Annotated in this window: 11 protein-coding genes and 1 other RNA gene; 10 read left to right on the top strand and 2 right to left on the bottom strand. The window is 67.4% G+C overall.

What is annotated here, in order from left to right; all coding sequences use genetic code 11:
- Nucleotides 1-14: 14 nt before the first annotated feature.
- From rnpB to FF090_RS15110, 3 genes are all read left to right on the top strand, one after another.
- Nucleotides 15-495: RNase P RNA component class A (gene rnpB / locus FF090_RS15120), an RNA gene on the top strand.
- 23 nt (nucleotides 496-518) lie between these two features.
- Nucleotides 519-1739 (top strand): multidrug effflux MFS transporter, encoded by a 1221-nt coding sequence (locus FF090_RS15115; protein ID WP_138857509.1) that lies wholly within the window; start codon nucleotides 519-521, stop codon nucleotides 1737-1739.
- A gap of 58 nt (nucleotides 1740-1797) precedes the next feature.
- Nucleotides 1798-2673: a carbonic anhydrase gene (locus FF090_RS15110; RefSeq protein ID WP_138857508.1), complete on the top strand. Its 876-nt coding sequence runs from the start codon at nucleotides 1798-1800 to the stop codon at nucleotides 2671-2673.
- Here the strand turns inward: FF090_RS15110 and FF090_RS15105 are convergent.
- Nucleotides 2657-3559 carry a helix-turn-helix domain-containing protein gene (locus FF090_RS15105; RefSeq protein WP_175423682.1) on the bottom strand — a complete coding sequence of 301 codons (903 nt, stop codon included), beginning with the start codon at nucleotides 3557-3559 and terminating at the stop codon, nucleotides 2657-2659. The genes FF090_RS15110 and FF090_RS15105 overlap by 17 nt on opposite strands.
- A gap of 61 nt (nucleotides 3560-3620) precedes the next feature.
- Complete coding sequence (locus FF090_RS15100) at nucleotides 3621-3932, bottom strand: hypothetical protein (protein WP_138857506.1); 312 nt, start codon at nucleotides 3930-3932, stop codon at nucleotides 3621-3623.
- A gap of 256 nt (nucleotides 3933-4188) precedes the next feature.
- On the opposite strand from FF090_RS15100, the gene FF090_RS15095 reads away from it, so the two are divergent.
- Genes FF090_RS15095 through mraY form a run of 7 tightly spaced genes read left to right on the top strand, consistent with a single transcriptional unit; the run spans nucleotide 4189 to nucleotide 11876 of the window.
- A complete protein-coding gene (locus FF090_RS15095) occupies nucleotides 4189-4617 on the top strand; it encodes a division/cell wall cluster transcriptional repressor MraZ (RefSeq protein ID WP_175423761.1) in 429 nt (142 codons plus the stop codon).
- A 12-nt stretch (nucleotides 4618-4629) separates the two neighbouring features.
- On the top strand, nucleotides 4630-5607 hold the full coding sequence (gene rsmH / locus FF090_RS15090) for a 16S rRNA (cytosine(1402)-N(4))-methyltransferase RsmH (protein WP_138857505.1): 978 nt from the start codon (nucleotides 4630-4632) through the stop codon (nucleotides 5605-5607).
- A 14-nt stretch (nucleotides 5608-5621) separates the two neighbouring features.
- Nucleotides 5622-5933, top strand: a complete 312-nt coding sequence (ftsL, locus tag FF090_RS15085) for a cell division protein FtsL (RefSeq protein ID WP_246071435.1) — start codon at nucleotides 5622-5624, stop codon at nucleotides 5931-5933.
- Nucleotides 5930-7708 (top strand): peptidoglycan D,D-transpeptidase FtsI family protein, encoded by a 1779-nt coding sequence (locus tag FF090_RS15080; RefSeq protein WP_138857504.1) that lies wholly within the window; start codon nucleotides 5930-5932, stop codon nucleotides 7706-7708. The genes ftsL and FF090_RS15080 overlap by 4 nt, the downstream gene beginning before the upstream one ends.
- Nucleotides 7709-7714: 6 nt before the next feature.
- Nucleotides 7715-9223, top strand: a complete 1509-nt coding sequence (locus FF090_RS15075) for a UDP-N-acetylmuramoyl-L-alanyl-D-glutamate--2,6-diaminopimelate ligase (protein ID WP_138857503.1) — start codon at nucleotides 7715-7717, stop codon at nucleotides 9221-9223.
- Nucleotides 9220-10698 carry a UDP-N-acetylmuramoyl-tripeptide--D-alanyl-D-alanine ligase gene (locus tag FF090_RS15070; protein ID WP_138857502.1) on the top strand — a complete coding sequence of 493 codons (1479 nt, stop codon included), beginning with the start codon at nucleotides 9220-9222 and terminating at the stop codon, nucleotides 10696-10698. The genes FF090_RS15075 and FF090_RS15070 overlap by 4 nt, the downstream gene beginning before the upstream one ends.
- Nucleotides 10698-11876, top strand: coding sequence for a phospho-N-acetylmuramoyl-pentapeptide-transferase (mraY, locus tag FF090_RS15065; protein WP_138857501.1), 1179 nt, complete (start codon nucleotides 10698-10700; stop codon nucleotides 11874-11876). The genes FF090_RS15070 and mraY overlap by 1 nt, the downstream gene beginning before the upstream one ends.
- Nucleotides 11877-11878 lie beyond the last annotated feature (2 nt).

Genomic DNA, 11878 nt, shown 5'->3' with positions numbered 1-11878 from the left:
AATGCCCCCGTCGTGAAGTGGCCCAGACCGCCGCTGGGGCAAGACCCGAAAGGGTGCCCTGGAGGAAGGTCCGGACTGCATAGAGCAGCGTAGGGGGTAACACCCCTCCGGCGTGAGCCGAGGATCAGAGCAACAGAGACGAGTTTGAGTGGGTAGCGCGGGCGCGGTGCAAGCTGCAACCGCCGCGAAACCGTTCAGGGGTGGTCTGCGGGTCCAGCGCAAGCTGGGAGCCGGTGCGCAAGCGCCGGCTTTGGGTGCAACCCAAAACCCGCAGCACCTTGGGCGGCCCGGGCGCCGCAAGGCACTCGACCCGCCCAAGGTGAAACGGGCAATCTCTACGCGCAGCAACACCAAGTAGGCCGGTTTTGAGGTGGCTCGCTGAGCCGGCGGGTAGGTGGCATCGAGCCGGGGTGTGAGCCCCGGCCCAGAGGAATGGCGGTCACCGCAATCGAAAGAGAGCGGACACAGAATCCGGCCTATCGGGCCGCTTCACGACACCCCGCAGATCAAGGACATCGATGCATCCGCAAGCCGCCAGTCTCTGGCGCCATCCGCGCTGGACCCTGGCGATCCTGTTGGCCAGCTTGGGCATGCTCGGCCCCTTTTCCATCGACACCTATCTGCCCGCCTTCGAGGGCATTGCACGTTCCACCGGTGCCACGCCGGTGCAGTTGCAGCAGACCCTCTCAGGCTATTTGCTGGGCTTTGCCGTCATGAATCTGTTTCATGGCGCGCTCTCGGACAGCTTTGGCCGCCGCCCCGTGGTGCTGGGGGGCTTGGCCCTCTTCACCCTGGCCTCGGTCGGCTGCGCGCTTTCGGAGCGCATCGAAACCCTGATCCTCTTCCGTGCCCTGCAGGGCATGAGTGCCGGCGCCGGCATGGTGATCAGCCGTGCGGTGATTCGCGACCTGTTTCCGCCCGATCAAGCCCAGCGCGTGATGTCGCAAGTGACGATCTTTTTCGGTGTGGCACCGGCGGTGGCGCCGCTCCTGGGCGGCTACCTCTACGTGCACGCCGATTGGCACGCGATCTTTTGGTTCTTGAGCGGTGTAGGGGCCTTGCTCTGGCTGGTGAATTGGCGCTTGCTGCCCGAAAGCCTGCCGCCGGCCAGCGTGCAGCCCTTTGCGCTGCGGCCGCTGATGCAGGGCTATTCGAGCTTGCTGCGCAACCGCCGCTTCCTGCTCTTGGTGCTGGCCAGCGGCGTGCCCTTCAATGGCATGTTCCTCTATGTGCTGGCGGCGCCCACCTTTCTGGGGCAGCACCTGGGCTTTGCGCCGACGCAGTACTTCTGGTTCTTTGTGTGCAGCATCGGCGGCATCATGGGTGGGGCGGCCTGGAGTGGGCGCCTGGCCGGGCGCATTGCGCCCGAGCGCCAGGTGCGGCGCGGCTTCTCCATCATGCTGGCCGCCACCTTGATGAATCTGCTGCTGAACGCCTTCGCGCCCCAGCATGCGCTTTGGAGCCTGCCGCTGATTGGCTCCTTCAGCCTGGGTTGGGCCTTGATGGTGCCGGTGGTGACGCTGATGGTGCTGGATCAGGCGCCGGATCGGCGCGGCATGGCCTCCTCGCTGCAATCGGCCATCGCGGCGGCGGCCAACGCCCTGGTGGCGGGTGCCCTGGTGCCCTTGGTGATGCACAGCCTGCTGGGCCTGGCCCTGGCCTCGGCGGCGGCCCTTTGTGTGGGATTGGGGGCTTGGGCTTGGGTGCAACGCGGGAACAGCCCTGCAAATACCGGCTAATTCAAGCCTCGCCCAGCGGCGCCGATGATGGCGGTGGATCCATTCGAGAGGACGGCCCATGCGCCCCGGACTTGCTCTGCTGCTGACGACCCTGCTGACAACGGCCCAGCCCCTGCGCGCTGATGAGCCCCCCAAGGACTTGCGCGGGCGCCTGGCCGAGAAGCTGACGGCCGAGGGTCAGGCCGCGCTCAAGGTCAGCCCCAAGCCCGGTGGCAAGGCGGCCAAACCCGCCAAGGCGGAGGCGGCGCAGGGTGCGCACCGGCCGCACTGGGGCTATGCCGGCGACGGCTCGCCCGAGCGCTGGGGCGAGCTAGCGCCCGAGAACCGCAGTTGCGCCATCGGCACGCGCCAGTCTCCCATCGACATCCGCGACACCATCAAGGTGGACCTGGAGCGCATCCAGTTTGACTACAAGCCCAGCAGCTTCTCCGTGCTGGACAACGGCCACACCATCCAGGTCAATGTGGAGCCTGGCAACAGCCTGCAGGTGATGGGGCGGCGCTTTGAGCTGCTGCAGTTCCACTTCCACAAGCCCAGTGAGGAACGCATCAACGGGCGCAGCTTCGACATGGTGGCGCACCTGGTGCACAAGGATGCCGAGGGCAAGCTGGCGGTGGTGGCGGTGCTGTTGGAGCGGGGCAAGGATCAGGCGCAGATCCAGCAGGTCTGGAACCACCTGCCGCTGGAAAAGCACCAGGCCCAGGCGGCGCCTGTAACCCTGGACCTCAACCAGCTCTTGCCCACCGAGCGCGGCTACTACACCTTTATGGGCAGTCTGACCACGCCGCCCTGCAGCGAAGGCGTGCTGTGGCTGGTGATGCGTCAGCCGGTCGGCATCGGGGCGGCGCAGTTGGCCATCTTCAGCAAGCTCTACCCGATGAATGCGCGGCCGATCCAACCGGCCGGCGGGCGGCTGATCAAGGAGTCTTGGTGAGCCCGGCGGGCTTGCGCAGTTGACGCCATAGCGTTTGCCGCGTGCCCAGGCCGCTCATGCGCGCCACTTCGTCGAGCGACAACTCGGTGGCATCCATCAGGCGCCGGGCGGCCTGAACCCGCTGTTGCGTCAGCATTTGATGGGGTGTTTGCCCATGCACGCGCTGAAAGGCGCGCAGCAGATGGAACTTTGAGAGCCGCGCTGCCTGGGCCAGATCGTCAAGGGTCAGGCTCTCGGTATAGCGGCTGTGCAGGCAGTCGGTGGCGGCGTCTACACGGCGCAGCAACTCGGCATGCTGGCTGGCGCTCATGCCGTGCAGCGCCTGGCTGCGCGCCCGCCATTGCGTCTCGTCCTGCCACATGGCGGCCAGCAGGGCTTGCATCTGCTCTTCCAGCCAGAGTTCATCGTCCTCGCCGGCTTCGATGGCGGCGCGCATGGCATCGAGTCGCCGTCCCACGGCGCCCTGCACCGGGCGGATGTTCTCGGCAAATCCGGGTTGCGGGCCGGACTCTGCCAGCGGGCCACGATCGAGCCATTGCGCGGTGCTCTGGCGCAGGGCGGCCTGCATCTCGGGCGCCAGGCCGGGGCGGAAGAACACGCCCATGGACAGCACCTGCAGCCGACTGGCGATGCGGGAACCATAGGTGGCGCCCTCGTTGAGGATCAGGAGCTGATCTTCATCCACCGTCAGACGGCGTGACTCCAGCAGATAGTCCTCGGGGCCGCCCCAGCTGCGCTTGACCGAGAGCCGATGGCGGATGGGCACGTACTCGGCAAAGCGGGTGCGGCCCAGCACCACCACGTTCTCGCGGCCCCAGCGCGCATAAAAGCTGCGACGGTAGGCGGCATTGGCCGCCGTGGCCGGTCGCGGGGGCAGGTCGGGCATGCCAAGGACGATCATGGGTCCACTGTAGGCCGGACCGTCGCGCTTCTTGCGTGCCGATGTTTCAGATCTTGCGCAGCAGCCAGAAGGCGGCCATCAGCAGGCCGGCCAGCAGGCTGGCACCGATCAGGGCCCGAAAAGCCCAACCCAGCGCGCGCGCCGCCCAGGGGCGGCGGCGCAGTTCGATGAACTGGGGGCCCGGCGCCTGGTAGCTGGCAAAGCCTTGGGCCATCACACCCGCCAGCAGCAAGGTCAGGGCGGCGGGAGCGGGCATGCCTGCCTGGGCCTGGGCGGCCCAGGTCAGGGCAGCCAGGCAAAGAGCCAGCAGCAATAACTGGGACAGGCGGCGCGGCATGGTCGGCGGGGCAGGGGCCATCAAGCTAGGGGGTAGGGCATTCTGGCTTTCCCGCCCCCGCACCTCAGACGGTACTTTCGCTAAGTCCCGCAAGTGCTTTATTTATTTGAGATTTTTGTCACGGAGCTGGTTTTGCAATCAGCTCTAAGTGCTTGATCTGACACGTGTTTTTTTGCTTTTGAGGGGGTGCGGTGGGCGAAATCAAGGGTTAAAGTTGCGAAAAGCGGTTTTTAGTGGTTTTTGACAAGGACGCGGCGTGGCCGACACGATGGGCGATGTGTTTCAGGGGACTTCGGTCTTGGCGATGGATGCCAAGGGCCGGACCGCTGTGCCCACGCGTTTTCGCGAAGCCCTGGCGGCCCAGTGCGGTAGCCAGCTGACCTTGGTGAAGAGCCCTGAAGGCTGCCTGAAGCTCTACCCGCAGCCGATCTGGCTGGAACTGCGTGCTCGCCTGCTGGCCTTGCCGCAAGACGCCGCCGCCTGGCGCCGCTTTTTGCTGGGCAGCGCCCAGGACATCGAGCTCGATGGCGCCGGTCGCTTTCTGATCGCGCCGGAGCTGCGCAGCTTTGCCAAGCTGCAGCGCGACCTGAAGTTCATGGGCGTGGGCTCGCACTTCGAGCTCTGGGACGCCCAGGTGCACGCCGATCACGAGGCCGCCACCATGGCCTCGCCGATGCCAGCCTCGATTGCCGAACTCAATTTCTAAGGGATTGATCCGATGAGCAGTCCCTCTGGTGCCGATCTTCACGCCGGCGCTCTCGCCGACAGCTCGGGCGCACGCCCGCACATCACCGTGCTCCTGCACGAGGCGGTGGATGCCTTGTTGCATGCCGATGCGGACCCCAACGGTCTGTATGTGGACGGTACCTTCGGGCGCGGCGGGCACAGCCGTTTGCTGCTCTCGCGCCTGGGTCCGCAGGGGCGCCTGGTGGCGTTGGACCGTGACCCGGCTGCGCAGATCGCGGCGGCCAGCATCCAGGATCCGCGCTTTTCGCTGCGCCACGCCCGTTTTTCCGAGTGGGCCGAGGTGGTGGCCGAGCTGGGTTTGGGTCCGGTCAGCGGATTGCTTTTGGATGTGGGTGTTTCCAGCCCGCAGATCGACGCCCCCGAGCGGGGTTTTTCCTTCCGTGCCGACGGTCCTTTGGACATGCGCATGGATCCGACCCGGGGCGAGTCTGCCGCCGAGTTTTTGGCACGCGCCGACGTGCGCACGCTTGCGGAGGTGATTCGTGAATACGGTGAAGAACGGTTTGCTGGCCCGATTGCAAAGGCGCTTGTGGCTCGCCGCGAATCCGGCCCCGCCCTTGAGCGCACCCGAGATCTGGCCGAACTCGTGGCGCGCGTCGTCAAAACCCGCGAGCCGGGCCAGGACCCTGCGACACGCACGTTTCAGGCTCTACGGATTCATGTCAACGCCGAGCTTGAAGAGCTGCGCAGCGCGCTCGATGGCACCCTGAAGAGTCTGGGCTTAGGTGGGCGGCTGGCGGTCATCAGCTTCCATTCACTGGAAGACCGCATCGTCAAGCGTTTCATTCAAACGCATAGCAAGGACGAGCCGGATCGCCGCGCCCCCTTCGCGCCGGCGCGACAGATGCCCTTGCAGGCCATCGCCCGCATTCATCCGGGTGCCGACGAGGTGGCCGCCAACCCGCGTTCGCGCAGCGCGGTGCTGCGTGTGGCGCAGCGCGCCCACTGACGAGGCTGCCGACCGTGCTGCTGCGCATCAACATCTTGCTGCTGCTGGCCGTGGTGCTGTCGGCCTTGCATTTGGTGCGCCAAAGCCATGAGCATCGCCGCCTGTTCGCGGCGCTGGAGCGCGGCAAGTTCGAGGCCCGCAAGCTCGATGCTGACTTGCAGCATCTGCGTGCCGAACGCGAGGCCGAGGCCACCAATCTACGCGTCGAGCAACTGGCCCGCGAGCGCCTGCAGATGCGCGCCATCACCCCGGCCGTGACCCTGAACACCCCTGTGATGGCCGCCGCCTCGGCTGCTGCGGCCGTCCCCGCCGCCTCCGCCCCATGAAGCTGTTCCGCCGCAACACCGAGTCCGCACCGACGCTGAGCTATGCCAGCAGTCCGCTGCTGAACGTGAAGACGCCGGTCTGGCGCTCGCGTCTGCTGGTGGCCGGTGTGGGTCTGGCCTTCGCCGGCCTGCTGGGGCGGGCGGTGTACGTGCAGGTCTGGGCCGAGGACTTCTTCCAGACCCAGGGCGAGCAGCGCTATGGCGCCACCCTGGAGTTGCCCGCCAGTCGCGGTCGCATCCAGGATCGCAATGGCAGCTTGCTGGCTTCCAGCGTGGCGGTACCCTCAGCTTGGGGCGTGCCGCAGGAAGTGGACCGCAGCCGTGTGGCCGAACTGGCCAAGCTGCTGGACCTGCCTCAGGCTGAGCTCGACAAAAAGCTCGCCAGCCCGGGCCGCTTTGTGTGGCTCAAGCGCGAGCTGGACGACGCCAGTTCCCAGGCCCTGAAGGCCGCCAAGATCAAGGGCGTTTACCAGGACCGCGAGTTCCGTCGCCGCTACCCCGAAGGCGAGGCCTCGGCCCATGTGGTGGGCTTCACCAATCTGGAAGACCGTGGTCAAGAGGGCATCGAGCTGGCCTTCCAGCGCCAGCTCCAGGGCCAGGACGGCCGCCGTGCCGTGGTGCGTGACCGCCTGGGCCGCATCGTCGAAGACATGGGCGACACCCTGCCGGCCCAGCATGGTCAGGATGTGCAGCTCTCGCTGGATGCCAAGGTGCAGTTTTTCGCCTACCAGCGCCTGCGCGACGCGGTGGCCGAGCACAAGGCCAAGGCCGGCTCGGTGGTGGTGCTGGATGCCCAGACCGGCGAGGTGCTGGCGCTGGCCAATTACCCCAGCTTCGACCCCGCCACGCGCAAAAACCTGACCGGCAATCAGCTGCGCAACCGCGCCATCACCGATGTGTTCGAGCCGGGCTCGACCATGAAGCCCTTCGTCGCCGCGCTGGCCCTCGAATCCGGCAAGGTCAAGCCCGACACGGTCATCAATGCCAATCCGAGCAGCATCAACATCAGCGGCTGGCATCCCACCGACGTGCACCGCTACGACGCGCTGACGGTGCAGCAGGTGATTCAAAAGTCCAGCAATGTGGGCACCACCAAGCTGGCCATGATGTTCGAGCGCCAGGAGATGCACGAGATGTTCAGCGGCATCGGCTTGGGGCAGCGCCCGCAGCTGCAGTTCCCCGGTGCCGTCAGCGGCCGGCTGCGCCCCTGGAAGAGCTGGCGCCCGATCGAGCAGGCCACCATGAGCTATGGCTACGGCCTGTCGGCCAGCTTGTTGCAGCTGGCACGCGCCTACACCGTGTTTGCGCACGATGGTGAGTTGCTGCCCGTCACCCTGAACAAGCGCCAGCCCGGCGAGCCGGTGCAGGGCGTGCGCGTGTTCTCCCCCGAGACCGCGCGCGAGGTGCGCACCATGCTGGAGATGGCCACCACGACCCAAGGCACCGGCCCCAAGGCGCAGGTGCTGGGTTACAGCGTGGGCGGCAAGAGCGGCACCGCGCACAAGCAGGAAGGCAAGGGATACGCCAGCAACAAATACCGCAGCTGGTTTGTGGGCCTGTCGCCGATCAGCAAGCCCCGCGTGGTGGTGGCGGTGATGGTCGACGAGCCCAGCAACGGCGTCTATTACGGCGGCGCGGTGGCTGCCCCGGTGTTCAGCCAGGTGGTGGCACAGACCCTGCGCTTGATGAATGTGGCGCCTGATCTGGACGTGCAAAGCCAGATCGTGGCGATGAACGCGGGGGCCAAGCAGGCCCCCGTGCTCGAAAGTTTTTGAGGCCCTATGCCGATTACCCGACTCAAGTCTCCCGAGGCCGCTGCGCGCTGGCTGCGCGAGTGGTGCACCGGCCGATTGGTCAGCGACAGCCGCCAGCTGCGCGCGGGCGATGCCTTCGTGGCCTGGCCGGGCTATGCCCGCGACGGCCGCGAGTTCGTCGCCCAGGCCCTGGCGGCGGGGGCTTCGACCTGCTTGGTGGAGGCCGATGGCGTCGAGGCCTTCGGCTTTGACGACGCCCGCGTGGCCGCCCTGCCGGAACTCAAGCGTCACACCGGCCGCATCGCTGCCGAGTTCTTGGGCAATCCGACCGAGGCCCTGGATGTGGTGGCCGTGACGGGCACCAATGGCAAGACCAGCACCGCCTGGTGGACTGCTCAGGCCCTGAGTCGCGCCGGTCGCCGCTGCGGCGTGGTGGGGACGCTGGGCGTGGGCGAGCCGCCGGCGGTGGACGGCTCGGCCAGCCCCATGCCGATCGAATTCACCGGCCTGACCACGCCCGACCCGGTGCGCCTGCAGGCCGGCTTTGCCGCCATGCGCGCGGCCGGCTTTGCGGCCTGCGCGATCGAGGCCAGCTCGCATGGCATCGAAGAGCACCGCCTGCCGGGCACGCGCATCAAGGTTGCGCAGTTCACCAACCTGACCCAGGACCATCTGGACTACCACGGCACCATGGCCGCCTATGCGGCCGCCAAGCGCAAGCTGTTCGACTGGGAGGGCCTGCAAGCCGCGGTGCTACACGTCGACGACGCGCAGGGCGCGGCCTGGGCGGCGGAGCTGCAGGGCCAGGGCCGCTTGGAGGTCTGGACCGTGGGCTTGAGCGAGGGCGCACGTCTGCGCGCCGCCGAGGTTCGCTACACCGCCCAGGGCTTGGCCTTCGAGGTCATCGAAGGCGCCGAGCGCTGTGCGGTGCAGACCGGCCTGATCGGCGACTACAACGTGCACAACTGGCTCGGTGTGCTGGGCGCCCTGCGCGCCCTGGGCCTGGGCTTGGATGAGGCGATCGCCGCCGCCGCCCCCGTGACCCCGGTGCCCGGGCGCCAGCAGCGCATCGGCCGCGGCACCGAGTTGCCGATGGTGGTGGTGGACTATGCCCACACCCCGGATGCGCTGGACAAGGCGCTCTCGGCCCTCAAGCCCCTGGCTGCTGCGCGCGGTGGTCAGTTGCACGCCGTGTTTGGTTGTGGCGGCGACCGCGACCGCAGCAAGCGCCCGCAGATGGGCGCCATTGCCGCCCGCCTGGCCGACCGCGTGATCCTGACCAGCGACAACCCGCGCAGCGAACCGCCCGAGCAGATCCTGGCCGACATTGCCGCCGGTGTGGGCGCAGCCCCGCATCAGGTGATCGAGAACCGTGCCGAGGCCATTCGCCAGGCGGTGTTGGGCGCGGCCGCGGCCGATGTGGTGGTGGTGGCCGGCAAGGGGCACGAGGACTACCAGGAGATCCAGGGCATCAAGCACCCGTTTGACGACTCCCAACAGGCGCGTGCGGCGCTGATCGAGCGGGCCGGTCTATGAGCATGTGGACCTTGGCCGAGGCCTGCCAGGCCCTGCAGCAGCGCGGTGTCGCCGCCGAACTGGTGGGGAATGGCGCCATCGCCTTCGCGCGCGTGCACACCGACACGCGCAGTCTTCAGGCCGGCGACCTCTTCGTGGCTTTGAAGGGTGAGCGTTTTGATGCGCACGACTTCCTGCCTCAGGCGGCGGCCACTGGGGCCGTGGCGGCCTTGGCCGAACGCGGCCTTGATGGGTTGAATGGCATCCAGGTGAGCGACACCCGGGTCGCCCTGGCCGAATTGGCCGGCGCTTGGCGCGCCCGCCAGAGCCTGCCGCTGATTGCGGTGACGGGTTCGAACGGCAAGACGACCGTGACGCAGATGATCGCCAGCATCCTTCGCGCCTGGCAGGGCGAGGCGGGCTTCCTGGCCACGGCCGGCAATTTCAACAACGACATTGGCGTGCCGCTGACCCTGCTGCGCCTGGATGCGGAGCACGGTCACCACGCCGCCGTGGTCGAGATCGGCATGAACCATCCGGGCGAGATCGCTCCGCTGGCGCGGCTGGCTGCGCCCACCGTGGCCCTGGTGAACAACGCGCAGCGCGAGCACCAGGAGTTCATGGCCACGGTGGAAGCCACCGCGCGCGAGAACGGTGCGGTGTTGCAGGCGCTGCCGCCCACGGGTGTGGCGGTGTTCCCGGCCGACGACCCTTGCGCGCCGATCTGGTTTGAGCTGGCCGGCAGCCGCCCGCACCTGAGCTTTGCACTGCAGGGCGAGGCCGATGTGCGCGCCGATGCGCAGTGGCTGGGCACGCATTGGGCGGTGCAGATGCACACCCCGGCCGGTGAGCTGCCGGTGGTGCTGGCCCTGCCGGGTGTGCACAACCTGCGCAATGCGTTGGCGGCCTGTGCCTGTGCGCTGGCCGCCGGGGCGCCGCTGGCTGCGATTCAAAAGGGCCTGGAAGGATTCCAGGCCGCCAAGGGCCGCTCGGCGCTCAGCACTCTGCGTCTGGACGGCCGCGCGCTGACCCTGGTGGACGACAGCTACAACGCCAACCCGGACTCGATGCGCGCCGCCATCGAGCTGCTGGCTGGCCTGGAAGGGCCGCGTTGGCTGCTGATGGGCGACATGGGTGAGGTCGGCGACCAGGGCCCGGCCTTCCACGCCGAGGTGGGTGAGCTGGCGCGCGAGCGTGGCATCGAGCATCTGTGGTGCGCCGGCAGCGCCGTGCAGCACGCGGCGGCCGCCTATGGGGCTGCAGCCCGTGTGTTCTCCGACTCGGCCGCCCTCGCTGCCGCCATTGCGAACGAGCACCCGCCAGCCCGCAGCGTGCTGGCCAAGGGTTCGCGCTTCACCCGCATGGAGCTGGCCGTGGCCGCTCTGCGTGCTCTTGAGGAAACGCCGGGCCGCTCCCAAGTTTCCTCACCCCCCCCGGGGGGCCTGACGCAAAGCGTCAGGTCAGGGGGCCCTAGTTCTGAAGAAGGAGCCGCCTGATGCTGCTGGCCCTGGCCCAATGGTTGCAACAGCTCTACCCCGAGTGGGGCTGGCTGCGCGTGTTTCAGTACATCACCTTCCGCGCCGTGATGAGCGCGATGACGGCCCTGCTGATCGGCTTGGCCTTTGGCCCCTGGGTGATCCGCAGCCTGGCGGCGCTGAAGATCGGCCAGCCGGTGCGCGCCTACGGCGTGCAAAGCCATCTGGCCAAGAGTGGCACACCCACCATGGGTGGGGTGCTGATCCTGATCGGCATCGCCGTCTCCACCCTGCTGTGGTTTGACTGGAGCAACCGTTTCGTCTGGGTGGTGATGGTGGTGACCTTTGGCTTCGGGGCGATCGGTTGGGTGGACGACTGGCGCAAGGTGGTCGACAAGAACCCCGAGGGCATGAAGAGCCGTGAGAAGTTCTTCTGGCAGTCGGTGATTGGCCTGATTGCCGCGCTCTACCTCGCCTTCTCGGTGTCCGAAACGAGCTTCCTGCGCGTGGCCGAGTTGTTCTTCCGCTGGGTCACCAGCGGCTTCGCGACCGAGCTGCCGCCCAAGGCCGACCTGATGGTGCCCTTCTTCAAGACCATCAGCATGCCGCTGGGCGTCTGGGGCTTCATCCTCTTGAGCTACTTCGTGATCGTGGGCAGCTCCAACGCCGTGAACCTCACCGACGGCCTGGATGGCCTGGCCATCATGCCGGTGGTGATGGTGGGCTCGGCCCTGGGCGTGTTCGCCTACGTGACCGGCAGCTCGGTGTTCTCGAAGTACCTGTTCTTTCCTTACATCCCGGGGGCGGGCGAGCTCTTGATCTTCTGCGCCGCCATGGCCGGTGCGGGGCTGGCCTTTCTGTGGTTCAACGCCCACCCGGCCCAGGTCTTCATGGGCGATGTGGGCGCGCTGGCCCTGGGCGGCGCCCTGGGCACCATCGCCGTCATCACGCGCCAGGAAATCGTGCTGGGCATCATGGGCGGCATCTTCGTGGCCGAGGCGCTCTCGGTGATGCTGCAGGTCAGCTACTTCAAGTACACGAAGAAGAAGTACGGCGAGGGTCGGCGCATCCTGAAGATGAGCCCGCTGCACCACCACTTCGAGAAGAGCGGCTGGACCGAGACCCAGGTGGTGATCCGGTTCTGGATCATCACCATGCTGCTCTGCCTGGTTGGCCTGGCCTCCCTGAAGCTGCGCTGATC

The organism is Inhella inkyongensis, assembly GCF_005952805.1.
Taxonomy (GTDB): Bacteria; Pseudomonadota; Gammaproteobacteria; order Burkholderiales; family Burkholderiaceae_C; genus Inhella; species Inhella inkyongensis.
The sequence above is the reverse complement of the archived record's forward strand: the minus strand, read 5'-3'. Positions and strand labels throughout refer to the sequence as shown.

What these genes read in the sequence shown, in the direction of transcription:
- FF090_RS15115 (WP_138857509.1), top strand. Translation starts at nt 519, where the DNA reads ATGCATCCGCAAGCCGCCAGTCTCTGGCGCCATCCGCGCTGGACCCTG.
- FF090_RS15110 (WP_138857508.1), top strand. Translation starts at nt 1,798, where the DNA reads ATGCGCCCCGGACTTGCTCTGCTGCTGACGACCCTGCTGACAACGGCC.
- FF090_RS15105 (WP_175423682.1), bottom strand. Translation starts at nt 3,559, where the DNA reads ATGCCCGACCTGCCCCCGCGACCGGCCACGGCGGCCAATGCCGCCTAC.
- FF090_RS15100 (WP_138857506.1), bottom strand. Translation starts at nt 3,932, where the DNA reads ATGGCCCCTGCCCCGCCGACCATGCCGCGCCGCCTGTCCCAGTTATTG.
- rsmH (WP_138857505.1), top strand. Translation starts at nt 4,630, where the DNA reads ATGAGCAGTCCCTCTGGTGCCGATCTTCACGCCGGCGCTCTCGCCGAC.
- FF090_RS15080 (WP_138857504.1), top strand. Translation starts at nt 5,930, where the DNA reads ATGAAGCTGTTCCGCCGCAACACCGAGTCCGCACCGACGCTGAGCTAT.
- FF090_RS15075 (WP_138857503.1), top strand. Translation starts at nt 7,715, where the DNA reads ATGCCGATTACCCGACTCAAGTCTCCCGAGGCCGCTGCGCGCTGGCTG.
- FF090_RS15070 (WP_138857502.1), top strand. Translation starts at nt 9,220, where the DNA reads ATGAGCATGTGGACCTTGGCCGAGGCCTGCCAGGCCCTGCAGCAGCGC.
- mraY (WP_138857501.1), top strand. Translation starts at nt 10,698, where the DNA reads ATGCTGCTGGCCCTGGCCCAATGGTTGCAACAGCTCTACCCCGAGTGG.